Below are 23,715 nucleotides of genomic sequence, written 5' to 3' on the forward strand. Positions count from 1 at the left end.
TACCGAGGTCAGGCCGCAAAGCTGCGCCGGACGGGCAACTCCAGCGATTCAGAACGCGTCAACATGCGCAGGGTCTGCGGTACGGGGCCCGCTCCACCTCGGACATGGATGATCCAGCAGATCGTGGCGCCAGCCACTTGCGCGGGAGAGCTTGCCCCCCGGTGCGGTATTTACCGGGTGCACCACTACGCGCACCGGCTGCCGCACATGGTGATCATCCTGAAGGGCGACATTCTGCCAGCGTGCAACCAGTGCGGAAACCGGGTGCGGTTTGCGCCGTGGGCGCCCGCCGAGCCGGTGTTCAAGGACCGCGATTTCTTGCGAGCTGCCGAAGGCAAGGCAGCTCCATGACGATGGGGACAATGGGCGCAAACGACCGTTTCTTTCACGACTACGTCCGCAACAACGGCAACCTGGTCAAATCCACTTGCTCACTGTGCGGCGCGCTGGTGGGCGCCGCCGCCGATCCGTTCATCCTGCAACTGCTGGAAGAAGCGCATTCGTGCCATGCCAATGCCCAGGCAGGGTGACCCCCCGCCCCCCACCCCGGTTCAATAATTCCAAATGGTTGGCGGGCAGGTTGTCCGCAAAATATTGAGTGGCAGAGACTTGATACCGAGGTCTTAAGTCGTTTGTTTCCGCAGGCTGTCAAAGAACCAAGCCTCGCGGGTTTTTTTAACCGGCGAGGCCTTCTATTTCCAGAGTAGCAAATTGAGCAGGGGGAATGGGAAGGTTGGAGAAGTTTTTATTGTGTGTGGTTGGTGCGGGTTGCGTGGAAATTGATGCGAAACGGGGGTTGACAGGAGAACCGCAAGAACCGACGCTGCACTCCCTCGAAAACAAGTGCCGTCCCACCGGGACGCGGTTGATGCCGGCGCCGCACTCCCAGCACTCACGTGCCGGGCCAAGGAATGCCGTCGTTCGGCGACAATCGAGAAAATGCCGTGACTCCACGGCAGGAGGAAAGCACCAGGCCGAAGGAGGAACCTTGGCTGGCGTGAAGAGTCAGAGATTGCCGGTTTCGCGCTGGAGTTCGCGATAGAGGTCGCTCTTGGAGCGGCCGGTGACTTTCGCCAGTTTCTTGAGCGCAGATTTTTCGTCGAGATGCTCGTCGCGCATGATCGCGGCGAGCTGCCGGCGCAGCGATTGGTGCGCGGGCCTGGCGGCATCGGCTTCGGCGCGGGCGATGAGTAACGTAATTTCGCCCTTCACCGGCTGGCGGCGCTTGAGTGCGGAGAGGACTTCGCCGGCGGCGCCGCGGAGCAGCTCTTCGTGGACCTTGGTGAGTTCGCGCGCGATGACCACGCGGCGATCGGGGCCGAGAGTGGCGACGACGTCTTCGAGCACGTCCACGATGCGGTGCGGCGCTTCGTAGAAGGCAAGCGTTTCCGGCCGACCGGCGAGTTGCTGGAGCAGCGTGCGTCGCGCGCCGGACCGGGCGGGCAGGAAGCCGCCGAAATGGAACGCGTCTGTGGCCAATCCGCTGGCGACCAGCGCGGCGATGAGCGCCGACGGTCCGGGGACGGCGACGACGGGAAGGCCGAGCTCGATGGCGCGCTGCACCAGGCGGTATCCAGGATCGGAGACGCCCGGCGTGCCGGCGTCGGTGACCAGGGCGATGCGCTCACCGCGCTCGAGCCGGCGGCCGAGTTCGGCGGCGCGCTCGCGCTCGTTGTGCTCGTGGTAACTGATGGTGGGCGTCGAGATGCTGTAATGCGATAGGAGCCTGGCGGTGTGACGCGTGTCCTCGCAGGCGATGAGATCGGCCGAGCGGAGGACGCGAAGCGCGCGCAAGGTGATGTCCTCCAGGTTGCCGATGGGCGTGGCGACCAGGTAGAGGCCGGGCGCGAGAAAAGCGTCTTGTGTCACGCGGGGAGTGTAGCGCAGGCGAGAGTGGCGAGTACCGAGCGCCGAGTCGTGGAGGCCTCGCCGCTTCTCTTGTTTGAAAATCGAGAGTGGCCGGTGACCTTGGGTGGCGGGGATGGCGTGGGGCGGCGCCAGGGTCCTTCGGCCGCAAAGAGCGCGGCCTCAGGATGGATCCAGGGCAGGGCCAAAACTGGGCGGTCGATGGCTCCGGTGCAGGGGGACGATGAGAATTGACGCTGGTTGTGCGCGCCCCTAGAATCAGGGTTAGAGTTCAAAGCACAAGTTCTCCCAGCGAAATCGTGCCTATCTACGAATACAAGTGTAAAAAATGTGGCCATGTTTTTGAGCGGATCCAGAAGTTTTCTGATCCGCCGTCGCGGAAGTGTCCCGAGTGTGGCGGGGCGGTGGAGCAGGTGCTGTCGGCGCCGGCGGTGCAGTTCAAGGGCAGTGGCTGGTATGTGACCGACTATGCGGGCAAGGGCGTCCCCACGAAAGATGGCGGCGACGCCGGGTCTAAGACGGAGACCAAGGCAGAAGGCGACAAGACAGCGGCGGGAGCGGAAAAGCCGAGCGAGAAGCCGAAAGATGCCAAGCCCAAGCCCCACAAGAAGTAGTTACTTTCGCCTTGTACCTGCCACAATCCAGTTGATTTAGCGGGTCTGCAGACCTACGATAGCGGCATCCGCGACGGCGCTGAATTGCCCGTCGGTCCCCACCACAGGCCCGCGAAAAGCCTTGATGGACGGCGTGTTGACAGGAATTGTGGTCATCCCAGGAGTGGTGGCACTCCTGCTGCTCGTCGTCTTTACCTTCCTCTACCGGCAAAGCCGAGACGCCTACTTTCGGCACTGGCAGCTGGCGTGGGTGGCGTACTGCCTGCACTTCATCTTCCTGGCAGTGTACTTCACGCTCGAGCCCAGCCCGTACCTGCGCTGGGGCTGGACGTTCACGCTGGGCCTGACGGCGTGGGGCATCTTCCGGTCAACGCGCGTGGTGCGCCACGATACGCGTTTTCGCTGGTCGGATGCGGCGCTGGTGGCGGCGGCGGCGGTGTGGAGCACTCTGGAAGCCTTTTTGCCGCGGCTGCTGCAGCTTCGCGCCGAGGGCGCACTGCGGGTGCGCATCGAACTGGGCATAGCGGCAGTGCTGGCGGTGGCCGCGTTCCGCTTCTACCGGCACGGGCAACGGCGGGGATCGATCGGGCACCGGCTGCTGGGGATCGCGCTGGCGTTCTGGGCGTTGCTGCTGACGTCGGTGCTGTATCACGACACGATGGAGCGCTGGCTGGGCGGCATGGGACACGTGCTCGGGCCGGTGCCGCAGACGCTGCTGGCGATCGCAATGGTGATCGTCCTGTTCGAGAACGAGCGCCGCAGCGTGCAGGACAACCTGCTGGCGTTCTCGAGCCTGGAGGCCGATAGCAGCAAGATCCTGCCGCCAGGCGAGGTGGCGCCGAACCTGGAGCGGCTGCTGGAGCGGCTGATGCGGCTGCTGGGCACGCAGCGGGCGGCGATGGTGATTGCCGAGGAGTGGCGCAGCATCCTGCCGTCGGTGCAGCGCGGCTTTTCGCCGGAATTTGTAAAACAAGTGGAGAGCGACGGCTCGGCGGAATTTCTGAGCGAGACAGCGTACCGGCGCGGGGGGCTGGCGGTGTTCCGCGACTTCGAAGAGCCGGCGCCCTCGCTGCAGGAACAGACGGCGTGCTACGAGCGCATGCGCCGGCTGATGGAGCAGGAGGGCGCGCGCGGCGTGACGGCCGTGAGCCTGCAAACCCGCGAGCGCTGCTTCGGCGCGGTGCTGTTCCCTTCGTCGGAGAGCCTGGAGTTCGGCCCGTCGCAGATCCGGCTGATGCTCGGGTTGGCGATGCAGATCGGGCTGACGCTGGAGAACTACGCTCTGATGCACGACGCGCTGCGGCGCACCAAGGAGTACGAGCTGCTGACGCAGATCGGGCAGGTGATCAGTTCGCGGCTCGATCCCGATGAAGTGCTGGTCGCGATCCAGCGGGAACTGGGACAGTTGTTCGACACCAGCAACTTCTACGTCGCTTTCCTGGAAGAACAAATCGTGCGCTTCGAACTGGAGGTGCTGGATGGCGTGGTCCAGCCCAAGCGCACGCGTCCGATAACCAACGGACTGACCGAATACGTGATCCGGACGGGGCAGCCGCTGCTGATCAAGTCGGACATGGAGAAGACGCGCGCGCGGCTGAACTGCGCGGTGACGGGGCGGCCTGCCAAATGCTTCTGCGCGGTGCCGATCGTGATGCACGGCGAGACATTAAGCGGGGCTGGGGGTGGAATTGTGGGGGTGATCGGCGCGCTGAACTATGAGCGCGAATTCGTGTACAGCGAGCGCGACCTGGAGGTGATGACGACCGCCGCCGGGCAGGTGGCGGTGGCGATGGAAAACGCGCGGCTGTTCAGCGAAGAGCAGCGGCGGGCGCGCTACCTGGCGTTTCTGAACAACGTGTCAAAGACGGCCATTTCCAGCCAGGACGCGGAACAGATGCTGGCGGAAATCGTGGGCGAGATCCAGAAGAACTTCCGCTTCGATCACATTGGAATCGGCATTCTGGACTACGCGACCAAGGACATCGAGATCAAGGCGGAGGCGGGCACGACGGCGCGGGCGCTGGGCAAGCGGGTGCCGCTGGGCGCGGGCATTTTGGGGCGCGTGGCGCGCACGAACGAGATGGCGCTGGCGCAGAACTCGGGCGACGAGCGGCTGGCGTCGCTGCTGGACGACGCCAAGAGCGTGCTCTGCATTCCCATCGGATACGGCGAGTCGCTGCTGGGCGTGCTCAACGTGGAGAGCCGGCGCGAAGACGCGTTCGGGCAGCAGGAGGTGCTGATCCTGCGCACGCTGGCGGACCTGCTGGCGACGGCGCTGCACAACGCCTTCGTCTTCCAGAAGCTGCAGCAGCAATCCATCACCGACGGGCTGACGGGCATCAAGACGCGGCGGTTTTTCCTCGAGTCGCTGCAATCGGAGTGGAAGCGCGCCTCGCGTTCCGGGCGGGCGTTCAGCGTGGTGCTGGCCGACCTGGACAAGTTCAAAGAAGTGAACGATTCGCAGGGCCACCTGGAAGGGGACCTGGTGCTGGCTCGCGTGGGCCGGCTGCTGGAGCAGAATTGCCGCCAGTCGAACGTGGTGGCGCGTTACGGCGGCGACGAGTTCGTGATCCTGATGCCGGAAACCGGTCTGGAGCAGGCGCAGGTGCTGAGCGAGCGCCTGCGGCTGTGGCTGGCGACCGATCCGATGCTGAACGAACGGCACATCACGGGCAGCTTCGGCGTGGCCAGCTTCCCGCTGCACGGGGCGACGGCGGAGGAGATCCTGCGCGTGGCCGACGCGGGCATGTACGTTTCCAAGCACGGCGGCGGCAATCGCGTCTCAACCGTGGAGCAACTGGTGGATAGCGGCGGCGGACACCGGCAACTGGTGTCGGCATTCGTGGAAGGCTTCCTGCAGCGCGAGCACACCGGACCGGAGCAGATTGACGAGCTGGTGCAGCTGCTACGGAAGCTGGCGGCCAACGCCAAGCCGGAATATGCCGACGAAGTGCTGGCCGAGGCGGTGCTGTCGCTGGCGCGGGCGAGCGAGACGCGCGAGATGTTTGCCGCCGGCCATGGCGAGGCGGTGGCGCGTTACTCCGAGCTGCTGGGCCGCGCGCTCGACCTGACGCAGGAGGAGATGAAGGACCTGGTGTTTGCGGCGCGCGTGCACGACGTGGGCAAGCTGCTGATCCCGGAGCGCATCCTGAACAAGAACGCGCCACTCACGCCGGAGGAGTACTACCTGGTGAAGATCCACTCGACGCTGGGCGCGCAGATTGTGAGCGTGATCCCCGGCAGCGCGCGCATGCAGCAGATCGTGCGTCATCATCACGAGCGCTTCGACGGGACCGGGTATCCGTCGGAGCTGCGCGGCGAGAACATTCCGCTGGGCGCGCGCATCGTGGCCGCGGCGGAGGCCTACGCGCACATGATCGCGGAGCGCTCCTACGCTCCCACGCTCGGGCACGCCGAAGCCCTGGCCGAGCTGGAAAAAGCCAGCGGCACGCAGCTCGATGGCATGCTGGTGCGCACGCTGGTGCGGGAATTGAAGTCGGAGAAGGCGGCGCGGCAGGGGTACTGAAACCCGTCGTTGGTCGCTGCCCGTTGGTCGTTGGCCAAAACCACCTGTACGGGCGGCTTTGCTAACGACCAACGGGCAGCGACTAACGACGATTTAATGTTTGCGGCGGCCGGGGCGCGACGTGTGAGGCTCGGGTTCTACGTCGCGCAGCATCTTGCGCACGACTTCATCCACGACTTCGGTGGGGGTCTCCGCTTCGGCCTCGGCGTGACGGCCCTGCGCACGCTCGGGCTTGCCCTGGAGCAGCACCACGACGTGGGCGATGGCGGTGTTCGGTGTGCCAAGGCCTTCCGGAGTTTTTGCCTTGAGACCAACCGCGTCGGCGGCGATACCGAGCAACTCGGCGACGCGCTCCTGAATTTTCCCGGCGTGGGGACCGATGCGGGGTTCGGCGAGGATGAGCGTCGAATCCACGTTGGCCACAGAGTAGCCGGCGCGGCGGACGTGCTTGAGCGCTTCGGCGACGAACAGAGCGGAATCGGCGTTCTTCCACTTCGGATCGGAGGGCGGGAAGTGCCGGCCGATGTCGCCGGCGGCCACGGCGCCAAGCAGCGCGTCGGTGAGCGCGTGGAGCAGGACGTCGCCGTCGGAGTGTCCGGCGAGGCCGCGAGAGTGCCGGATGTGCACGCCGCCGATCTTGAGCGCGACGCCGCGCTTGAACTCGTGGGAATCGAAGCCGTAACCAATTCTCATGAAGAAGAACTTCCTACCGCGGATACACGCGGATGAACGCGGATTTCTTTGTTCTTATCCGCAAATGCGGGCCGCCGAAACTGCGGTTTCGGTCCGAAGTTCAAAATCAGACCGACTTCGACCGGAGTGGCACGCAGATAGTTGAGCAATTGTGCTTCGTGAGAGCGGTCAATGGAATGGGCGGTCTTGAGCTCGAGCAGCACCTTACCTTCGACTAGGAGGTCAGCCTTGAAATCACCCACGTTCTGGCCACGAAACCACACCGCGATCGCAGCCTCCTGCTGAACATTCAGCCCGGCTTCGGTCAGCGCTATGCAAAGCGCGCGACGATAGACCGATTCCAGAAACCCGTATCCGAGTTCGTTGCAGACCGAGTAAAAGGCTTCGATGATCTTGCCAGTGAGATCGGCGTATGGAAGCGTGTTTGGATCCGCGTTCATCCGCGTTCATCCGCGGCAGAGGGTTTCTTGGTCTGCCGCAAGTAAAACTCCGCCAGGTCCAGGTCCGCGGGCGTGGTGATTTTTATGTTTCGCGGTGAGCCCATGACGACGGCGACTTCGGCGCCGGCGCGCTCGACCAGGGAAGCTTCGTCGGTGCCGGTGAAGCCGTCGGACAATGCTTCGTCGAAGGCGCTCTTGAGCAGCGCGAAGCGGAAACCCTGCGGCGTCTGCGCCAGCACCACGCGCTCGCGCGGCACGGTGGCGGTGATGATGGCGCCGTCGGCGGTGCGCTCGACCTGCTTTACGGTGTCGACGGCGGGCAGGCCGGCGATGGCGGCGCCGTGTTTGGCGGCGGCGGCGATGACGCTGGAGATGATTTCGGCGTCGACGAACGGGCGGACTGCGTCGTGCACGAGCACCACATCGTCAGGCGCGGCATGGACGGCGTTGAGCGCGTTAGCGACCGATTGCTGGCGGTTGTCGCCGCCTTCGACGATGTGGACCTTCTTGCCGAGCTTTTCCTGGTCGAGGCGCGAGCGGAAGTCGGGCGCGTCAGGGCCGCGCAGCGCCACGTAGATTTCCTCGACTTGCGGCGAGGCTGCGAAGGCGCGCAGCGTGTGCACGAGGATGGGCACTCCGTTCAGCTCGGCAAACTGCTTGGGAGTCGCCGGGGCGCGGCTGGATGCGCCGGGGCGGGCTTCGGCAGCGGCCATGCGCGTGCCCCGTCCCGCGGCTGGAATGATAACGACGACCTTCATTGCAGAAGCCGCCTCCGCGGCGGCGCGGGCGAGCAGTATAGCAGCGGGCGCGAGGGCGCTGCGGCCCTCGCCTGAGCGGTTTTTTCCCGGTCGCGCGTGTTATCTTCTACGGTCTTCGAAGACGCTTCGATCGTTCCTGTGCGCATTCTCCTGATCAGCGACGTGCATTCCAATCTGGAGGCCCTGGACGCCAGCCTGGCGGCCGCCCCGGCCTACGATCGCGTGGTCAACCTGGGCGACATCGTGGGATACGGCGCCAGCCCGAACGAAGTGACGGAGCGCTCGCGGGCGCTGGGGTCGCTGCTGGTGCGCGGCAACCACGACAAGGCGTGCACCGGGCTGAGCGACCTGGAGTACTTCAATCCTGTAGCGGCGCTGGCGGCGATATGGACGCAGCAGACGCTCTCGCCCGAGAACCTGGAGTGGCTGAAGGCCATGCCGGCGGGTCCGATCCCGCTGACGGAGGCGCAGAACGGCAAGGGCGGCGGGGAAAGCCCGGCTTCGGTCTACTGCGTGCACGGTTCGCCGCTGGACGAAGACGAGTACATCATCACGGTGCGCGACGCGGTGGAAGTGATGATGCGCAGCAGCGTGAAGCTGATCTTCTTCGGGCACACGCACCTGCAGGGCGGCTTCCTGCTCGGCGCCGAGGGCGGCAGGGCCATCCGGCCGGAGTATGCGTCGAAAGACAAGGCCGAGACGGTCGAGCTGCCGCTGGATCGCGAGACCAAGTACCTGATCAATCCCGGATCTATCGGCCAGCCGCGCGACGGCGACTGGCGGGCGGCGTTCGCCGTGTTTGACACCGACCAGTATGTGGTGACGTATCACCGGGCACCGTACAACGTGGCGGGCGCGCAGAAGCGCATCCTGGACGCGAACCTGCCGGAGCGGCTGGCGACGAGATTGAAGGACGGAAGATAAGAGCGGGTCTCGAGTTTCAAGTTTGGAGTTCCGAAAAAAATCAAGGGCGTTCACAGGAAAAACAGGAAGGGCACACGAAGGGCTCATGTCGAAGCCGCCTTGGCACGCCCTTGAAACTTGAAACGCGAGACTTGAAACTGGGTTTCCCATGCCTTCCCGCATCCGCCGGCGCATCGGTCGTTCCCGCACACACGATCTGTTTGAAGCGGCGCCCGACGAGCGGCGCACCGACTGGGTGCTGGCGCATGTGGATGGCGGAGCGCGGGGAAATCCAGGCCCCGCGGGCTACGGCGTTGTGATCGAAGACGCGGCGGGCATCCGGCTGGCCGAGCTAAGCCAGTACCTGGGGCATCAGACCAACAACTTTGCCGAGTATTCCGGATTGCTGGCGGCCCTCGACTGGGCGCTGAAGGCCGGCAAGCCGGCCCTGCGCGTGCTCAGCGATTCGGAGCTGATGGTCCGGCAGATGAATGGGCAATACAGGGTAAGGTCGCCGGGCCTGAAAGAGCTCTATGATTCCGCGCGGCAGCGGGTGCGGAAGCTGGAGGCGTTTCGCATCGAGCATGTGCGCCGCGAGCAGAACCGCGATGCCGACCGGCTGGCGAACGAGGCGATGGACCGGGGGAAGGGCCATTTGTGATTGGTTGTTTGTGATTCGCGATTTGACAACCGTGACCGGGCTGCCAACCTTCGGGAGTCGTTTAGCGGGCGTGAAGTACATCGTTCGTCCGAGCGGGTACGCGCTGCTGCGCGATCGCGACGGCAATGTGGCGGTGGTGCTCACGCCGGAGGGCAACTTTCTACCCGGCGGCGGGATTGATCCGGGTGAAACGCCGGAGCAGGCGGTCGCGCGTGAGTGCGCCGAAGAGTGCGGGTTTGCGGTGCGCGTTGGGCGGCTGGTGGGAGAGGCGGTTCAGTTCGGCTGGTCGATCAAAGAGCAGGTGTTCTTCGAGAAGCGCTGCTCATTCTTCGAGGCCGAAGTTGTGGGGGCGGCTGCGAGCACGGAAGTGGACCACGAGTTGGTGTGGCTTGCGCCCGAGCGCGCGGCCAGGATCATGTATCACGAGTCGCACGGGTGGGCGATTCGCAGGGTGTAGGCGAAAATCCGCGGGCGAGGTCGCCCGCGTCCACACGGAACCGAGCTCGCCTGAAGTTCAGGAATAACATGCCGATGGGCGCGGGCCCGCCGGTACACGGCCGCAGTAGGCAGCCTGTGGTGAGGGATGGCGCCGACAGGGACGTAGCAAGCTACGTCTCTACGAAGCGGCTACTTGCTGAGTTCGCGTTTGACGGCGTCGCTGACGGCCTTGCCGTCCACGCGGGTGCCTGAGGCGGCGAACCTTGCCATGACGTTCTTCATGACGCTGCCCATGTCTTTCATGGCGGGCGGCGCGCCGCCGGCGGCCATTTCCTCGATGGCGGCCCGGACGGTGCTGGTTATTTCTTCTTCGCCGGCGGCCTTGGGCATGTAGGCCTCGATGATGCCGACCTCGGCGGCTTCCTTGTCGGCGAGGTCTTTGCGTCCGCCCCTGGTGAACTGCTCGATGGAGTCCTTGCGCTGCTTGATGAGCGTGCTGAGAAGGGCGACGCACTCTTTGTCGTCGAGCGGGGCGCGCTTGTCGATCTCCTTATTCTTGATGGCGGAGCGGACCATGCGAAGGCAGCTGAGGCGGCGCTCGTCGCGCGCCTTCATCGCGTCGGTCATGTCCTTCTGTATTTTGTCGGAGAGGCTCATGCGGGCGATTATAGAGGGCCGGCCGCGGCCGCCGGCGGGCCGCTCCCTTCCGCAGGGAGAGACACAAGAGCGGGGCGTTTCCCCTGCATGTGGTAGCTTTTTCCAGAATGCTCAAGAAGAACCGCCTTTTTACGCCCGGGCCAACGCCGCTGCTGCCGGCGGCGCAGGCGGCCATGGCGGCCGCCGATGTGCACCATCGCACCGCCGCCTTCCGCGCGCTCTACACGCGCGTGCTCGCCGACCTGAAGACGTTCGTGGGCACCAGGAACGATGTGATCGTGCTGGCCGCGTCAGGAACGGGCGCGATGGAGGCGGCCGTCACCAACCTGACCAATGCCGGCGATCGCGTGCTGGTGCTGACTGCCGGGAAATTCGGCGAGCGCTGGCGCGACCTGGGGCGCACCTACGGCTGCGAGGTGGACGTGGTCAGCGCGCCGTACGGGGCAACGTTCACGCTCGACGCGGTACGCGCGGCGCTGCAGCCGGAGACGCGCGCGATCTTTCTGCAGGCGACGGAAAGCTCCACGGGTGCTCGGCACGATGTGCGCGGCGTGGCCGAGCTGGCGCGCGGCAGCAACGCGCTGGTGGTGGTGGACGCGATCACCGGCCTGGGCACCACAGCGCTTGACGTGGATGCGTGGGGCGTGGACGTGATCATTGGCGGATCGCAGAAGGCGCTGATGCTTCCGCCGGGGCTGGCGTATTGCGGCGTGAGCGAGCGCGCCTGGCAGCGGATGGAGCAGGTCAGCCGTCCGCGGTACTACTTCGATCTGCGCAAAGAGCGCAAGGTGGCGGCCAGGGGCGAGAGCGCGTTTACGCCGGCGATTGCGCTGATCGCGGCACTGGGGGCGGCGCTGGACTACCTGCGGTCGGCGGGAGGCGGCGACCTGGCCGCGGGACGCGTTCTGCTGGTGGAGAACGCCGAAACATGTGCGGCGATGACGCGCGCAGCAGCGGGGGCGCTTGGGCTGAAGCTGTTCGCCGCATCGGCGCCGGCGGGGGCGCTGACCGCGATGGTACCGCCCGCGGGCATGGAGGCGGGCAAGATCGTGAAGGCCGTGCGCGAGCGCTTCGGCGCGGTACTGGCCGACGGCCAGGGCGAAATGAAAGGACATCTGTTCCGCGTGGCGCACATCGGGTACTACGACTACCTGGATACGATCGGAATCATCGGGGCGCTGGAGCAGGTGCTGGCGGAATTGGGTGTGAAGGTGGAGTTTGGCGCGGGCGTGGCGGCGGCGCAGCGGGCGTACTCAGAGCAGCACTTAGCACTCAGCATGCAGCACTCGGCCAAGGCTTAATCCCGCGGAGGTTGGTCGGTCACTCCACACAAATGAAAGTAGTCATCGCAGAAAAAGTTTCGCCAGCGGCGGTCGCGATTTTTCGCGAGGAGCCGGACTGGGAGATCGTCACCGCCGAGCAGCTTGACGGCAAGCTGAGCGCGCGGCTGGGCGACGCCGACGCGCTCATCGTCCGGTCGGCGGTGGACGTGAATGCGGCGCTGCTGGAGCAGGCGCCGAGGCTGCGCGTGGTCGGGCGCGCGGGCGTGGGCGTGGACAACATCGACCTGGACGCCGCCACCAAGCGCGGCATCGCGGTGATGAACACGCCGGGCGCGAACGCGGTCGCCGTGGCGGAACACACGCTCGGGCTGATGCTCGGGCTGGCGCGGCACCTGGCGCGCGCCGATGCCTCCATGCGCGGCGGCAAGTGGGAGAAGAAATCGCTCGAGGGCACCGAGCTTCGCGGAAAGACGCTGGGCATTGTGGGGCTGGGGCGGATCGGGATCGAAGTGGCGCGGCGCGCGCGCGCCTTCCAGATGGAGGTGGTGGCGCACGATCCGTTCATCGCGGTGACGGTGGCGCGCGAGATGGGCCTCAGGCTGGCGCCGCTGGATGAAATTTTTGCCGCGGCCGACTACATCACGCTGCACGTCGGGCTTACGCAGCAGACGCAGGGCATGATCAACGCCGGGACGCTGGCGCAGATGAAGCGGGGCGTGCGGCTCATCAACTGCGCGCGCGGCGAACTGGTGGATGAGGCGGCGCTGGCGGAGGCGATCAGGTCGGGGCAGGTGGCGGGCGCGGCGCTTGACGTGTTCAACGAGGAGCCGCCGAAGAACTCGCCCCTGGTGGGGCTCGGGAACGTGATCACGACGCCGCACATTGCCGGATCGACGCACGAGGCGCAGGAGGCGGTGGCCTGCCAGATCGCGATGCAGGTGCGCGAGTACCTGAAGCGGGGCGTCATCCAGAACGCCGTCAACGTGCCCTCGGTTTCGCACGACGAGTACGTGGCCATGCAGCCGTATATCGTGCTGGCGGAGCGGCTGGGCGCGCTGCTGGCGCAGGTGGGCGAGGGACAGCCGCAGGAGATCTCGGTGCGGTTTTCCGGTGCGATCGCGGAGTGGCGCACCGAGCTGATGCGCAACGCCGCCATCATGGGCGTTCTCAACCAGGCGGCGCTCTCGGAGAGAGCGAACCTGGTGAACGCCGCGACGATTGCCGGCGAGCGCGGCGTGCTGGTGCACGAGGCGGCCAAGAGCGCCACCCCGCGCGGCGGGGCAGGGAATGTCGTCTCCGTCATGCTGAAGGCGGGCGGCGAGACGCGCCTTGCCAAAGGCGCGGTGCTGCACGGCAACTCGCCGCGGCTGCTGTCGCTGGACGACATCGACATCGAGGCGCCGCTGGCGGCAAACGTGATTTTCCTGCGCAACCGCGACGTGCCCGGCGTGATCGGGCGCGTGGGCACGGTGCTGGGCGAACTGGGCGTCAACATCGCCAGCTTCTCGCTGGGACGACGGGAGCGCGCGGCGTCGTCGAGCGCGCCGGCGGAGGCGATTGCGCTGGTGCAGGTGGACGACGCCGTGCCGAATGAAGCGCTGGAGCGGCTGCGAAGGATTGAGGCGATTACCGTGGCAAGAGCGTTAAGGTTGTAACTTCCACCACAGAGACACAGGGCACAGAGAGAAAAACAACCAAGCGAAAGAAACCGGCGCGGCTGCCTGTGGGCCTTCTGTTTTTTCCTCTGTGCCGCTGTGTCTGTGGGGGATGTTTATTTCCGGCGCGCGGCAGGAAGGACCAGCTTGAGGCGGGCCTTGCCGCGCGATTTCTTCCCGCCGTGGCGGACGGTGCAGTTGGCTTCGAGTCGCGTGTGTGAGTGTCAGTACGCGCCGGGGCCAACGCCCCGAATCTCTCTCGTGTCCGTGGGCGGCACGGCCAAAGCCGTGCCCTTCCGCAATCGAGTTGCGAGCACCAGCCCTTTTCGTCAGGGTTGTGGCGTTACGTTTTCCCCGAATTTCTTTCCGAGCGCGCGCAGGTAGGCTTCGATGGTCGCGCTGTGTCCCATGATGAAGCGCGAGACGAAGCGGAAGATCGGGTTATAGACCTCGCCGTTCTCGGTGATGCTGAGCTGGGCGCCGTCAGGCGTGCGCGTGATCTCGAAGGTCCAGGTGCCGCCGAAAGGCAGCCTGGGATCGGCGATGCGCGTGACCAGGCGCGAGGGCGCCTGGCTTTCGACGATCTCGATGGGAATGTCGCCGCTGCGGCTTTTCTCGCGCCAGGCAGGATTGCCGGAGGCGGTGGTAATGGGTTCGACCGCCCGCACATCGGTGCGCCAGGCGGCGAAATTTGCGTAGTCGGTGATCGCATGCCAGATGGTTTCGGGCGATTGACGGTAGCGGGCAGTGCGCCTGGCCACGTGCGCCTGCGGCAGCAGTGAGCCGATGACAAAAACGATAACTCCTGTCGCGATCACGCCGGCCAAGCCGAAAAGAAGAACTTTCATAACACTCCCCGGCGCGTCGCGCCGTTTTCCGAGTTTTGCTGAGTTCCTCCCGGGAACTGCTATCCCGGCATGCTGCGGCGCAGGCGGCGGGTTTCAGCGAGCAACGACATGGAGTGCATGAGATTTTGCAGGGTCACGATGCCGACGAGGCGCTGGTTTTCGACGACGGGGATCAGGGTGAGGCCGCGGCCGGTAATCTTGCGGAAGGCGGAGGCGAGCGATTCGGCCCGGTCGCCTACTTCGTAGGCGCGGGTCATGGCGCTCTGCACGTACCCGTTCCCCTCGTCGCGCAGGGCCTCGAGGATACTCTGCCGCGAGATGACGCCCACCATGTCGCTGCCGCGGACGACGGGGAAATCATCCTGCAGAGAGTGCACGGCTTTTTGCAGAGCGTCTTCGAGGGTGTCGGCGGGGGAGAGCGTGGCGAAGTCGGTGAGCATGATGTCTTCCAGGCGCACGCTTTCCAGCACGGCGTGGAACATGACGCTGCGCTCCTCCATCTGCGTGCCGACGAAGAGAAAGAAGCCGAGCATCATGAGCCATGTGTTGGCCAGACCGGCGAAGATCAGGATCATGGAGAGCGCCTGGCCGAGGATGACGGCGCGGCGGGTGGCGGCGGGGTGGTTCATGCGGCGGGCGAGCAGGGCGCGAAGGATGCGTCCGCCATCGAGCGGATAGGCGGGCAGCAGGTTGAAAGCGCCGAGGAAGAAATTGACCCACACCAGGCTGCGCAACAGAGCGCGCGAGTGCACCCACGGCCGGCTCCAGAGCTGAATTTCGGGCGAGACGGCGAGCAGCACGGCGCCGGCGACAAACGCGACCAGAAGGCTGACGAGCGGGCCGGCGAGCGCCACGCGAATCTCGCGCTGCCATCGCGGGGCGCCGGCTGGACCGGCGGTGGGAGCCTCGTCCCAGTGGTCGTCGGATGCAGGGATGCCGCCGATGGGCAGCAGCACGACGGCGCGCGCGGGCAGGCGGGCGTGCAGCGCGGTCAGCAGATGTCCAAGCTCGTGCAGCAGCACCGAGCCGAGAATGATGGCGACCAGTCCAAGGCCGCGCGCCGGGCCGGTGGGGCGCGTGGAGACGGCTTCGGTGAACCAGACGAAGATCAGCAGAAAGAAGAACGTGAGGTGCAGGCGATAGTCGATGCCGGCAACGCGAAACAGCGGGATGGACCAGCTACGCATGCTGCTGAATTGATTCTATACACTTGGATGCGGAAGAGCAGTGGATCGTGGAGAGTGGACAGTGAAAGCCACGATGCGATCTTCACTGCTCACTTTCCACTATTCACTCTCCGCTTTCGCATGCGCATCATCGCCGGAAGATTTCGCAGCCGGGCCTTGCGCGCGCCGAACAGCAGCGCGGTGCGCCCTACGTCGGACCGCCTGCGCGAGACGCTGTTTGACGTGCTCACGGCCGGAAATCCTGCGGCCCTGGAAGGAACGGTGTGGCTCGATCTTTTTGCCGGATCGGGCGCCATCGGGATCGAGGCACTGAGCCGCGGCGCGCAGCGTGTGTACTTTGTCGAGTCGTCGCGCGGGGCTGCGGCGGTGATCCGAGAGAACTTGAAGGCGCTGGGCGTGGAGGAAGGCTACGAGGTCATCGAGCGGGAGGCCGATGCGGCGCTGCGCAGGCTGGGTTTGGCGGCGGCCGGGTGCGACTATTGTTTCCTCGATCCGCCGTGGCGCGACGCGGAGAGCTACGGGCAGGTGCTCGGGCTGCTGGCGCAATTGCGGCTGCTGAAGCCCGCCAGCGTGGTGATCGCCGAACACGATAAGCGCTTCGATCCAGGCGCGAAGTTCGGCGCGCTGGAGCGGACGCGCAAGCTGGAGCAGGGAGATGCGGCGCTGAGCTTCTACCGGCTGAGGTGAACTTTTTACGGCGGATGAAGGTGAATGACGCGGATCAATCAAGAGCGCAACCAGAAACGACACAAAGGACACGAGGAAGGCGACCCTCTGCGCCTGATTGGGTGTCTGCGGCGCAGCGTTTTGGCGGCGCCGCAGGTTTGGGTACAATCAGGCCGGAGCCACGCGGAGATCGCGACCGGCGGCCCGTTCGGGAGACACGGCCAACGAACCAACCATGAAGACGATTGCGCTTTCACTGCTGCTCGCCTTCCTGCCGATTCTCGGCGTCGTATACATCATCTTTTCCGGGGACACGCGGCTCAGCGATCTCACCATGACGGTGGACGGGCTGTTCACCATCATTATTCTGCTGTCGATCTCGGCCGTGTTCGGGCTGAACGCGCTGCTTGACCTGCATTCCTCCGGCCTGGTGCGCATTCCGGGGTTGAAGGCGCCGGAGATTGTCGCATCGTACACGACGCGCGACGGGCTGAAGGTGGAAAAGGGCATGGTGCGGGAGCTGAGCTTCTACGAGTCGAGCGTAGGCCAGCAGAACAAGACAATCGTGGACTTCCTGCCGGATGGCGCCAAGGCGCCGCGGCTGATCGCGTTCCTGGGCAATGTGCGCGACCAGTTGCCGGTGGGCGCGCGGCTGGCGATTACGTATCGTGCCGATCCCGAGGGCAACGTGCTGGTGGACCGGGAAAAGCTGTTTCTGTAGCGGCGGCGCCCAGCCTGCAGCACTCAGCATTCAGCCCGCGAGCTGCCTGCCAATCCTGCGAAATCCGGATCGGCCGTTTTTAGACCTGCGCTAGAATTACTCCAGTCCACATGGCCACGACCCAGGCGATCACGCATCCGGTGAGTGAAATTGTGCGGCAGGCGCCGGTCTCTCAGGCGGCCAACGGGATCTGCTACGCCACCAGCGGGCAGATCACGCTGCCGGCGCCGGACCTGGACCGCATTGTGGCGGCGGTGCCGCGGCCGATTGCGGCGGCGCTGGAGCGCAAGGCCTACTACTTTGTTCCGCTCACGGTGAACCAGGGCGACGACACGGTGATCGCCGACCGCTACGACGTGGCGCTGAGCGACCAGGCGGTGTGCCACCGCAACATCAGCATGGGCGATTCGCAGTGCGTGTTCATCTCCACGCGGCTGATGGAAGACCGCTTCTCGGTGGCCTTCGAGTTCTACATCAACGTGGGGCACGCGTTCGTGGAGCGTGCCGGCGTGAGCGACGCGTTTGCCGACCTGGCGTGGCGGCAGGTGGAAGAACGAGTGCGCGGCGAGAGCAGCCTGGACGCCTACGAGCTGCGCAAGCTGGCGACGGCGGCCAACGGCGACACGGAGCGCGCCAAGCACGACTACCTGGAAGCGGCGTTTTCCGACGCGATCGCGATTTATCTGCTCTCCATGTGCCTGGACGTGGACTATTACGACCTGCGCGAGCGTGACTATCCGCTGCTGGCGCCGGCGGCGCTGGCCGAGCGCCTGCGCAAGGTCAACGAGCTGTTCCCGCCCAACTCCGGCTTCGAGTTCGCGATCTACAACAAGCGAAGGGGCTAGTTGCCCGTTGTTCGATTCCCGTTTCCCGAAGAATCAATATCCTTGCGACTAGCGAGTGGTGTTTGCGAAGTCATACGTGAGGTTCACGGTGTGGGCAACGTCGTCGCGCGTAAGGATCAGATTCTTTTCCGGAGTTGAGCCGCGCGGCAGCAGATCGGCGTTCTGGCGAAAGAAATATTCTGCAAGTCGATGATTGTAGACGTCGCCCGGGCGGAGGAGCAGGCGTCTCCTGAGGGTTGCAGCCAGCTCAGGCGCGATTCCCGTCAGGTCCACGTTGCGAACCGTGTATTGAGGGCCCTCATCGAGGTCAATCAGCAGGTCAATGGTCCCGCCTGCATCGTTGACCTGCGTGTCAGGCACGCTAGTGAAGTTAATGTAGCCCAACTCACCATACGCGCGCCGCAGGTTGTCCAGTCCGGCCACGATCTTGCTGCGCGCAAAGATGTCGCCAGTTTGAATCGGTATCAGGCGCCGCAGGGCCTGGACGTCGACGTGGGCTCCGCGAAATTCGAGATTGCGCAAGCGATACTGCTTTCCGGCTCGCACTTCGAAGCTGACGTCGAAGATGTGTGTGCCGCCCACGTCAGTGATCGGCTGCACCGTGGCGGGTGCCGCGACCTTGAAATAGCCATGGTCCTGCCAGAACGCCATCGCTCGTTGTTCAAGTTCGGTCTTCCAGTCCGGCCCGTAAAGGTCGGCGGACTTCAACTGCGCGGTGAGACGGCTAGTTTCCTCGGCGGGAAGCTGCACGTCCCCGGTATAGGCGACGTTCCGAATGGCAATGCCGGCCGCTGTCTGCGCCCGCGGATAGTTCGCGGTGCTAAGCAGCAAGGTGATGCAAACAGCCAATGCCATGGCGAAATTGTAGCTCTACAATCCACTTGAAACTGGAAACTAGAAACTGGAAACTGCTCTCGTGATTGCCCACCTGCGCGGACGGCTGCTTTCCAAGAATCCCAACCAGGCTGTGATCGAGACGCGCGACGGCGTGGGCTACGACCTCACCATCAGCGTGCCGACATTTGCCGAACTGCCCGACGCAGGGAGCGAGGTGGCGCTGCACGTCTACACGCATGTGCGCGACGATGCCATTGCGCTGTTCGGGTTCCTGCGCGAGCGCGAGAAGCAGCTGTTCACCAGGCTGCTGGCGGTGAGCGGCATCGGTCCGAAACTGGCGATCACCATCCTGAGCGGGATGCCGAGCGACGCGATGGTTGGGGCCATCCGCGGCGGCGACGTGGCGCGGCTGACGCGCATTCCGGGAATCGGCCGGAAGACGGCCGAGCGCATGGTGCTGGAGCTGCGCGACAAGCTGGAGGCGTTCGGAGCGGCGCCGGCCGCGGCCGCGGCTTCACCCACGGAAGAAGACGTGATCTCGGCCCTGGTCAACCTGGGATATCAGCGCGGGGCGGCGGAGCGGGCGCTGGCGGCGGCGGCGCGCAACGGCGGCGCGAAGAGCTTCGAGGCGCTGTTCCGCGATTCGCTGGCGCAGCTTTCGAAATAAGCAGTGAATAGCGGCCAGTGGACAGTGGATAGGGGACAGCAAAAACATTGCGCGTGACGAGCGGGACAGAGGAGGCGCGCATGCGTAGAACGAATGCGGTGCTGGCGGCGGTGCTCTTAATTGCGGGCAGCGGGTGGGCACAGGAGAAGAAGTCCGAGAAGCCGGCGCCGCGGGCATCGCGATTCGGTGCGAAGATGACGACCGAGGCAGCGATCAAAGATTTGTACGAGCGCTGGGCGACGGCCTTCCGCGCTCGCGACATTGAAGCGATCATGGCGATGTATGCCCGAGGCGACGACGTGGTGGCGTACGACATTGTGGCGCCGCTCGAGTACAAGGGGGCGGCTGCGTATCGCAAGGACTACGAGGAGTTCCTGGGCATGTTCACCGGGCCGATCGAGGTGGAGTTTCGCGAAATGCGCGTCGTGGCCAGCGGCGATGTCGGCTTCGTTCATGCCCTGGAACGGATCTCCGGGACGATGAAGAACGGCCAGAAGATGGACCTGTGGCTGCGCGCCACCAGCGGCGTGCGCAAGTACGACGGCAAGTGGCTGATCGTGCACGATCACATCTCTGTGCCGGCGGACATGGAAACCGGCAAGGCGATGATGGATTTAAAGCCGTGAGGAAGGTGTGAGAGCTCCCGACGTTCTTGCCGGCGTGAAGGGCAGACGTAGCAAGCTACGTCTCTACGGGTTCGTCGCGGTCCTGCTCGCCGCGCTTGCTGTGCGGGCCGCCGACAAGAAGAAGCAGGCGACCTTCGTTCGGCTGGCGGGCAAAGAAGCGACGCTGGGGGACGTGCCGGTGGTGGTGGCGCGGCAGCCGTGCGGGAACTGGAGCTGGGCGGCGGCGCTGGAGACGTCTTTGCGCATGCAGGGCGCCCCGATCGCTCAGACCTACTGGATCCTGAAGGTGAACCGCGGCGAAGTATGCGAGGCGCGCGCCGGCGACTTCGACGAACTGGCAAGAGTCCTCGAGTCCGATTACTACGTGCTCGATGACGGCAGCAAGGTGCGGCTGAAGGTCGACTACCGGCCCGGACCGCCGACCGCGCCTGAGCTGGTCATCGCCTCGGTGCTGCGCAAGGCGCCGATGATGCTGGAGTGGCGCGACCGCACGTATCTGCTTACCGGCGTGGTGTATGACGAGTACATCGCGCCCAACGGCGGGCGCTTCTATGAACTGCGCGAGTTGCGCCTGCTCGACACGACGATTGATCCAGCGGCGAAGCCCGCGGCGCCGGCCGGTCCGCCGCCTTCGCGCATCGAGCGGCGGCGCGACCAGGATGAAGACGCGCCCAGGCCGTCCGCCGATCCCCGGCTCGTGACCTTTGTGAAGGGACGCGACGATCCCGGCGAGATTGGCGGGACGTTCCAGGTCACGGTCGTGCGCTAATCGGGTCATTGAGAAATCGCGGAATCGGGTAAAGTCCACGAGATTCTCGTGCCCCTAAGACATCTTCTGATTTCTATCTGCTGACCAAGTGATCGTCACCTCGTCGTGCAAACAGGCTTTTTGACGCGCGCCTCGCTTGATCGGTCCAACGGTGAGAATCCGCGCGGGAGTTTTCGAACCTTACTTCTTCCCCTTGCCGCGAGACTGCGGCTGAGCCGGCGCTGTCGTCGGTGGCGGCGCAGTGCCGCCAACTGGTGTGGGCGGTTCGGTGACGATTTTTTCCAGCAGCTTGGGCGGGAACTCGGCCCGCAGCACGGCGCTTTCCTTCTGCTGCTCGACTTTGAGGCTGTCAAACAGCGCCTTCACGTCGGGATCGCTGCCGCGGGTTTCCGAGCCGGATTCGAGCGCGCGCAGCATGCTCAGCCAGGCGCCGGCGTTATCGGCGATCCGGCGGGCGTGCGCTTCGTCGGGCGCCAGGGCCTCGACCTTCAATTCGACCTTGCCGGTAAAGCGCAGCGAGCCGACCACCACCGAACCGGCGGCGAGATCGCCGAGCAGCGAAGAGATGCGAATGCCGCTCATGGCGGGCGTTGGCGCCGACCGGCCCGAATCGGGGGCCACACGCGCGATCAGCCACGCCAGCGCCGCGAAGGGCACGCGGCGGTAGTGGCCGGCCAGCAGCGGCGGACCGGCGAAGGGCAGGGCGACGCTGCGGTAGTGGTCAATGATCTGGTGAATGGCGTCGAAGCTTACGGTGTTGGAGGCGGTGGCCAGGTTCGGCCCGAGGATGGCGAAGCGAACCGTGCGCCCTTCGTGCGGGATGCTGAGGACTTCGATTCCGCGGTAGCGTTCGCTGCCGGAAGAGCGCGGACGAAAGTAGCGAAAGATGCGGTCGGCATCAAAGCGGCCTTCGAATACTTCGGAGTAGCGCGGATAGTCGGCGTCAGGATTGGGTGGCGCGCCCGGCGCCGGGGGCCGCGAGGCGTGAACCGCGAAGGCGGTCTGGTCGAGGTCGCGCTCGAACTGGAAGCCGGTCTGGCGGACGAAGTCCTCGTACCCAGGCTCGCGCGTGACCGCGCCCATGTGCGAGAACACGCCGCCGCGGCGCAGCGAAGCAACGTCGACGTAAAGGATGGCGTCGGCGTCGGGCAGCAGGCGGGCGGCCTCGGGCGGGCCGGCACGGCGCAGCACGAAGAAGACGGCGGCCGCCAGCAAGAGCACCACGACAACCAGGATGGGAATAGCGCGGCGGCGCATGCGAGGGAATTGTCGCATGACGGCCGGTGCGGAGGGCGAAGCCGGAATCTGCGAGGGTGAAACTGGCGAAATCCGGACGATTTGGGTAAGATTTCAAGCCGGGCGAGGGCATTTGCCGGCGCCTGTCCGCGGATTACCCGGTGTGCGGTCGGGGCCGGGGCGGGAGAGGTATTTCCAGCGGTGGTTCTCTTGCAAGCCAAGTACCGTTGTGCTAACCTTTATCCTTTATCCCGTGGAGCGGGAAGGGATTAGCTGGCGTAGCTCAGCTGGTAGAGCATCTGATTTGTAATCAGAGGGTCGGGGGTTCGAATCCCTTCGCCAGCTCCAGAAAAAAGGTGATCGGGGTTTCGCGCGCCCGCGTGGCGCGTGCGACAGAAAGCCGCGGCAGCAACGCAGTCCTTCAATCAACCAAATCCACGCCTCCTACGGAATGTGGTCAACGAAATCCTGGTGCGCCAGTATGCTCCGGCACGTTTTCGTCTTGTGATTGAAAGCAGCGTCGCGCTTGTGGAAACCCAACTACAAGGAACGGGTGGAGCCGAGGACGCGCCCTGGGATAGCGCGCGCCGCAGGCGAGGGCGCAGCAGCGAAGCGTTGCGGAGCCTTAGAGAAAAGGACAGGTGGCCGAGTGGTTAATGGCAGCAGACTGTAAATCTGCCGCTCCTTGCGAGCTACGGAGGTTCGAATCCTCCCCTGTCCACCAGGTGTGATGTGAATCGTTTTTTTTGTGGCGATGGCGGTGTACGCGGCCCTGGCGGTTTTCGAGCTGCTGGTGATTCAGGATACGAAGCTGCGGCTGGTAGCGCTGGCCATCCTGGCAATGTTCGCGGTGAAAACAATGCTGCATCGCCGCGACACGATGAATCCTGAGCGAAGCGCGGAGAACGCGCCCAGGGAGTAGCGGCGAGAAGAGTTTCAAGCCGATGTAGCTCGGCTGGTAGAGCACTCCCTTGGTAAGGGTCGCCGCAGGGACGTTGCGGCGACTAAAGAATGAAGATGTCACCAGTTCTGGTTTTGGATCCTGGTCATCGGCTCCAGAGCCCAGGGAGTGAACAGAGTTCGAGCCGATGTAGCTCAGTTGGTAGAGCACTCCCTTGGTAAGGGAGAGGTCACCAGTTCAATCCTGGTCATCGGCTCCAGAGTATTGAAGCGGCTGGAGTGCGGTAGGGCGGCAAGGGCGGGAGTAACTCAGTGGTAGAGTCACAGCCTTCCAAGCTGTTGGTCGCGGGTTCGATTCCCGTCTCCCGCTCCAGAGATTTGGTGGCATGAGCGGCACCCGGTTCGTTCAGGCGCAGATCAAGATCGAGCGGCCGCAGGAATTTGAGCAGTTGCGCGGCGCGGTGGAGAGGGTCTTCGCGTCTCGCGCGGGGCAGTTCCTGGGGGAGCTGCGCAGCCGCGGGTTGCGCGTGCGCGAGTGGGAGAAGTTGCTCGCCGCCCGGGTGCTGGAGGCGCTCGACCCGGCGCTGGCGTCGGGGCAATCGGCGCAGGCGCTGTACGCGGCGCTGACGGTGAGCGACCAGGCGCAGATGCGCGAGTTTTATTTGACGCGGCTGGAGCAGGTTGAGCCGAAGTTGCGCGAGAAGTTCGCGCGGTTGTTTGAAACGTATTAGTTCACGAGATGCGCGTCCGCAGGGACGCCTGAAGCAGAGGAAGGGCAATGGCCAAAGAAAAATTTGATCGCAGCAAGCCGCACGTGAACGTGGGGACGATCGGGCACATCGACCACGGCAAGACGACGCTCACGGCGGCGATCACCAAGGTGCTGTCGAAGCACAACCCGAAGATCCAGTTCCGGTCG

The 23,715-nt window shown here is 64.9% G+C and carries 27 protein-coding genes and 5 tRNA genes; 23 read left to right on the forward strand and 9 right to left on the reverse strand.

Annotated elements, in window-relative coordinates; all coding sequences use genetic code 11:
* The first annotated feature begins 177 nt into the window (after window positions 1-177).
* Together VFA60_07300 and VFA60_07305 are read left to right on the forward strand one after the other, a co-directional pair.
* The gene (locus VFA60_07300; protein ID HZQ91582.1) at window positions 178-351 is read left to right on the forward strand and encodes a hypothetical protein; all 174 of its coding nucleotides are present in this window, start codon (window positions 178-180) and stop codon (window positions 349-351) included.
* A complete protein-coding gene (locus tag VFA60_07305) occupies window positions 348-530 on the forward strand; it encodes a hypothetical protein (GenBank protein HZQ91583.1) in 183 nt (60 codons plus the stop codon). The genes VFA60_07300 and VFA60_07305 overlap by 4 nt, the downstream gene beginning before the upstream one ends.
* Before the next feature lie 475 nt (window positions 531-1,005).
* On the opposite strand, the gene rsmI is transcribed toward VFA60_07305, so the two are convergent.
* Window positions 1,006-1,869 carry a 16S rRNA (cytidine(1402)-2'-O)-methyltransferase gene (gene rsmI, locus VFA60_07310; protein HZQ91584.1) on the reverse strand — a complete coding sequence of 288 codons (864 nt, stop codon included), beginning with the start codon at window positions 1,867-1,869 and terminating at the stop codon, window positions 1,006-1,008.
* 296 nt (window positions 1,870-2,165) lie between these two features.
* Between rsmI and VFA60_07315 the strand changes: the two genes are divergently transcribed.
* Together VFA60_07315 and VFA60_07320 are read left to right on the forward strand one after the other, a co-directional pair.
* Window positions 2,166-2,480 (forward strand): zinc ribbon domain-containing protein, encoded by a 315-nt coding sequence (locus VFA60_07315; GenBank protein ID HZQ91585.1) that lies wholly within the window; start codon window positions 2,166-2,168, stop codon window positions 2,478-2,480.
* A gap of 166 nt (window positions 2,481-2,646) precedes the next feature.
* On the forward strand, window positions 2,647-6,006 hold the full coding sequence (locus tag VFA60_07320; protein HZQ91586.1) for a diguanylate cyclase: 3,360 nt from the start codon (window positions 2,647-2,649) through the stop codon (window positions 6,004-6,006).
* Window positions 6,007-6,099: 93 nt separating this feature from the next.
* On the opposite strand, the gene ispF is transcribed toward VFA60_07320, so the two are convergent.
* Genes ispF through ispD form a run of 3 tightly spaced genes read right to left on the reverse strand, consistent with a single transcriptional unit; the run spans window position 6,100 to window position 7,897 of the window.
* On the reverse strand, window positions 6,100-6,699 hold the full coding sequence (gene ispF, locus VFA60_07325; protein ID HZQ91587.1) for a 2-C-methyl-D-erythritol 2,4-cyclodiphosphate synthase: 600 nt from the start codon (window positions 6,697-6,699) through the stop codon (window positions 6,100-6,102).
* The gene (locus VFA60_07330; GenBank protein ID HZQ91588.1) at window positions 6,696-7,139 is read right to left on the reverse strand and encodes a GxxExxY protein; all 444 of its coding nucleotides are present in this window, start codon (window positions 7,137-7,139) and stop codon (window positions 6,696-6,698) included. Before VFA60_07330 ends, ispF begins: the two co-directional genes overlap by 4 nt.
* Window positions 7,136-7,897: a 2-C-methyl-D-erythritol 4-phosphate cytidylyltransferase gene (gene ispD, locus VFA60_07335; GenBank protein HZQ91589.1), complete on the reverse strand. Its 762-nt coding sequence runs from the start codon at window positions 7,895-7,897 to the stop codon at window positions 7,136-7,138. Before ispD ends, VFA60_07330 begins: the two co-directional genes overlap by 4 nt.
* A gap of 96 nt (window positions 7,898-7,993) precedes the next feature.
* Here ispD and VFA60_07340 point away from each other — a divergent pair, with 96 nt between their 5' ends.
* From VFA60_07340 to VFA60_07350, 3 genes are all read left to right on the forward strand, one after another.
* Entirely contained in the window at window positions 7,994-8,821 is an 828-nt protein-coding gene (locus VFA60_07340; GenBank protein ID HZQ91590.1) for a metallophosphoesterase family protein, read from the forward strand.
* A gap of 148 nt (window positions 8,822-8,969) precedes the next feature.
* Window positions 8,970-9,461, forward strand: a complete 492-nt coding sequence (locus VFA60_07345; protein HZQ91591.1) for a ribonuclease HI family protein — start codon at window positions 8,970-8,972, stop codon at window positions 9,459-9,461.
* Between the two features lie 10 nt (window positions 9,462-9,471).
* Window positions 9,472-9,918, forward strand: a complete 447-nt coding sequence (locus tag VFA60_07350; GenBank protein ID HZQ91592.1) for an NUDIX domain-containing protein — start codon at window positions 9,472-9,474, stop codon at window positions 9,916-9,918.
* A gap of 170 nt (window positions 9,919-10,088) precedes the next feature.
* Here VFA60_07350 and VFA60_07355 read toward each other — a convergent pair whose 3' ends face one another.
* The gene (locus VFA60_07355; GenBank protein ID HZQ91593.1) at window positions 10,089-10,556 is read right to left on the reverse strand and encodes a GatB/YqeY domain-containing protein; all 468 of its coding nucleotides are present in this window, start codon (window positions 10,554-10,556) and stop codon (window positions 10,089-10,091) included.
* A 107-nt stretch (window positions 10,557-10,663) separates the two neighbouring features.
* Here VFA60_07355 and VFA60_07360 point away from each other — a divergent pair, with 107 nt between their 5' ends.
* Window positions 10,664-11,857, forward strand: coding sequence for an alanine--glyoxylate aminotransferase family protein (locus VFA60_07360; protein ID HZQ91594.1), 1,194 nt, complete (start codon window positions 10,664-10,666; stop codon window positions 11,855-11,857).
* 32 nt (window positions 11,858-11,889) lie between these two features.
* Entirely contained in the window at window positions 11,890-13,494 is a 1,605-nt protein-coding gene (gene serA / locus VFA60_07365) for a phosphoglycerate dehydrogenase (protein HZQ91595.1), read from the forward strand.
* 329 nt (window positions 13,495-13,823) lie between these two features.
* On the opposite strand, the gene VFA60_07370 is transcribed toward serA, so the two are convergent.
* Entirely contained in the window at window positions 13,824-14,342 is a 519-nt protein-coding gene (locus VFA60_07370; GenBank protein HZQ91596.1) for an SRPBCC family protein, read from the reverse strand.
* Between the two features lie 59 nt (window positions 14,343-14,401).
* On the reverse strand, window positions 14,402-15,529 hold the full coding sequence (locus tag VFA60_07375) for a site-2 protease family protein (GenBank protein ID HZQ91597.1): 1,128 nt from the start codon (window positions 15,527-15,529) through the stop codon (window positions 14,402-14,404).
* A 120-nt stretch (window positions 15,530-15,649) separates the two neighbouring features.
* Here VFA60_07375 and rsmD point away from each other — a divergent pair, with 120 nt between their 5' ends.
* The 3 genes from rsmD (at window position 15,650) to VFA60_07390 (ending at window position 17,761) form a co-directional block, all read left to right on the forward strand.
* Window positions 15,650-16,216, forward strand: coding sequence for a 16S rRNA (guanine(966)-N(2))-methyltransferase RsmD (gene rsmD, locus VFA60_07380; GenBank protein ID HZQ91598.1), 567 nt, complete (start codon window positions 15,650-15,652; stop codon window positions 16,214-16,216).
* Between the two features lie 214 nt (window positions 16,217-16,430).
* Entirely contained in the window at window positions 16,431-16,916 is a 486-nt protein-coding gene (locus VFA60_07385; GenBank protein HZQ91599.1) for a hypothetical protein, read from the forward strand.
* Between the two features lie 110 nt (window positions 16,917-17,026).
* Complete coding sequence (locus VFA60_07390; protein ID HZQ91600.1) at window positions 17,027-17,761, forward strand: hypothetical protein; 735 nt, start codon at window positions 17,027-17,029, stop codon at window positions 17,759-17,761.
* 48 nt (window positions 17,762-17,809) lie between these two features.
* Here VFA60_07390 and VFA60_07395 read toward each other — a convergent pair whose 3' ends face one another.
* Complete coding sequence (locus tag VFA60_07395) at window positions 17,810-18,616, reverse strand: POTRA domain-containing protein (GenBank protein ID HZQ91601.1); 807 nt, start codon at window positions 18,614-18,616, stop codon at window positions 17,810-17,812.
* Between the two features lie 61 nt (window positions 18,617-18,677).
* Between VFA60_07395 and ruvA the strand changes: the two genes are divergently transcribed.
* The 3 genes from ruvA (at window position 18,678) to VFA60_07410 (ending at window position 20,660) form a co-directional block, all read left to right on the forward strand.
* The gene (gene ruvA, locus VFA60_07400; protein ID HZQ91602.1) at window positions 18,678-19,265 is read left to right on the forward strand and encodes a Holliday junction branch migration protein RuvA; all 588 of its coding nucleotides are present in this window, start codon (window positions 18,678-18,680) and stop codon (window positions 19,263-19,265) included.
* An 80-nt stretch (window positions 19,266-19,345) separates the two neighbouring features.
* Window positions 19,346-19,891, forward strand: a complete 546-nt coding sequence (locus VFA60_07405; GenBank protein HZQ91603.1) for an SgcJ/EcaC family oxidoreductase — start codon at window positions 19,346-19,348, stop codon at window positions 19,889-19,891.
* A gap of 7 nt (window positions 19,892-19,898) precedes the next feature.
* Entirely contained in the window at window positions 19,899-20,660 is a 762-nt protein-coding gene (locus VFA60_07410) for a hypothetical protein (GenBank protein HZQ91604.1), read from the forward strand.
* Window positions 20,661-20,840: 180 nt separating this feature from the next.
* Here VFA60_07410 and VFA60_07415 read toward each other — a convergent pair whose 3' ends face one another.
* The gene (locus VFA60_07415) at window positions 20,841-21,935 is read right to left on the reverse strand and encodes a hypothetical protein (protein HZQ91605.1); all 1,095 of its coding nucleotides are present in this window, start codon (window positions 21,933-21,935) and stop codon (window positions 20,841-20,843) included.
* A gap of 233 nt (window positions 21,936-22,168) precedes the next feature.
* Here VFA60_07415 and VFA60_07420 point away from each other — a divergent pair.
* The 8 genes from VFA60_07420 to VFA60_07455 all read left to right on the forward strand — a co-directional run.
* Window positions 22,169-22,244 (forward strand) — tRNA-Thr (locus tag VFA60_07420).
* Window positions 22,245-22,531: 287 nt separating this feature from the next.
* A tRNA-Tyr gene (locus VFA60_07425) sits at window positions 22,532-22,620 on the forward strand.
* Between the two features lie 30 nt (window positions 22,621-22,650).
* A complete protein-coding gene (locus VFA60_07430; GenBank protein HZQ91606.1) occupies window positions 22,651-22,818 on the forward strand; it encodes a hypothetical protein in 168 nt (55 codons plus the stop codon).
* Between the two features lie 18 nt (window positions 22,819-22,836).
* Window positions 22,837-22,954, forward strand: a tRNA-Thr gene (locus VFA60_07435).
* 26 nt (window positions 22,955-22,980) lie between these two features.
* Window positions 22,981-23,056 (forward strand) — tRNA-Thr (locus VFA60_07440).
* A gap of 38 nt (window positions 23,057-23,094) precedes the next feature.
* A tRNA-Gly gene (locus VFA60_07445) sits at window positions 23,095-23,169 on the forward strand.
* 13 nt (window positions 23,170-23,182) lie between these two features.
* Complete coding sequence (locus VFA60_07450; GenBank protein ID HZQ91607.1) at window positions 23,183-23,527, forward strand: hypothetical protein; 345 nt, start codon at window positions 23,183-23,185, stop codon at window positions 23,525-23,527.
* A 47-nt stretch (window positions 23,528-23,574) separates the two neighbouring features.
* Window positions 23,575-23,715 (forward strand): GTP-binding protein (locus tag VFA60_07455; GenBank protein HZQ91608.1); only part of this gene is annotated, 141 nt, incomplete at its 3' end.

The organism is Terriglobales bacterium (genome assembly GCA_035651995.1).
Lineage (GTDB): Bacteria > Acidobacteriota > Terriglobia > Terriglobales > Acidobacteriaceae > DASRER01.

Bases quoted from the DNA above. Each gene is read 5' to 3' on its own strand.
- VFA60_07305 (HZQ91583.1), top strand. From the start codon at position 348: ATGACGATGGGGACAATGGGCGCAAACGACCGTTTCTTTCACGACTAC.
- ispF (HZQ91587.1), bottom strand. From the start codon at position 6,699: ATGAGAATTGGTTACGGCTTCGATTCCCACGAGTTCAAGCGCGGCGTC.
- VFA60_07330 (HZQ91588.1), bottom strand. From the start codon at position 7,139: ATGAACGCGGATCCAAACACGCTTCCATACGCCGATCTCACTGGCAAG.
- ispD (HZQ91589.1), bottom strand. From the start codon at position 7,897: ATGAAGGTCGTCGTTATCATTCCAGCCGCGGGACGGGGCACGCGCATG.
- VFA60_07345 (HZQ91591.1), top strand. From the start codon at position 8,970: ATGCCTTCCCGCATCCGCCGGCGCATCGGTCGTTCCCGCACACACGAT.
- VFA60_07355 (HZQ91593.1), bottom strand. From the start codon at position 10,556: ATGAGCCTCTCCGACAAAATACAGAAGGACATGACCGACGCGATGAAG.
- VFA60_07360 (HZQ91594.1), top strand. From the start codon at position 10,664: ATGCTCAAGAAGAACCGCCTTTTTACGCCCGGGCCAACGCCGCTGCTG.
- serA (HZQ91595.1), top strand. From the start codon at position 11,890: ATGAAAGTAGTCATCGCAGAAAAAGTTTCGCCAGCGGCGGTCGCGATT.
- VFA60_07370 (HZQ91596.1), bottom strand. From the start codon at position 14,342: ATGAAAGTTCTTCTTTTCGGCTTGGCCGGCGTGATCGCGACAGGAGTT.
- VFA60_07375 (HZQ91597.1), bottom strand. From the start codon at position 15,529: ATGCGTAGCTGGTCCATCCCGCTGTTTCGCGTTGCCGGCATCGACTAT.
- rsmD (HZQ91598.1), top strand. From the start codon at position 15,650: ATGCGCATCATCGCCGGAAGATTTCGCAGCCGGGCCTTGCGCGCGCCG.
- VFA60_07385 (HZQ91599.1), top strand. From the start codon at position 16,431: ATGAAGACGATTGCGCTTTCACTGCTGCTCGCCTTCCTGCCGATTCTC.
- VFA60_07390 (HZQ91600.1), top strand. From the start codon at position 17,027: ATGGCCACGACCCAGGCGATCACGCATCCGGTGAGTGAAATTGTGCGG.
- VFA60_07395 (HZQ91601.1), bottom strand. From the start codon at position 18,616: ATGGCATTGGCTGTTTGCATCACCTTGCTGCTTAGCACCGCGAACTAT.
- VFA60_07405 (HZQ91603.1), top strand. From the start codon at position 19,346: ATGCGTAGAACGAATGCGGTGCTGGCGGCGGTGCTCTTAATTGCGGGC.
- VFA60_07415 (HZQ91605.1), bottom strand. From the start codon at position 21,935: ATGCGACAATTCCCTCGCATGCGCCGCCGCGCTATTCCCATCCTGGTT.
- VFA60_07430 (HZQ91606.1), top strand. From the start codon at position 22,651: ATGGCGGTGTACGCGGCCCTGGCGGTTTTCGAGCTGCTGGTGATTCAG.
- VFA60_07450 (HZQ91607.1), top strand. From the start codon at position 23,183: ATGAGCGGCACCCGGTTCGTTCAGGCGCAGATCAAGATCGAGCGGCCG.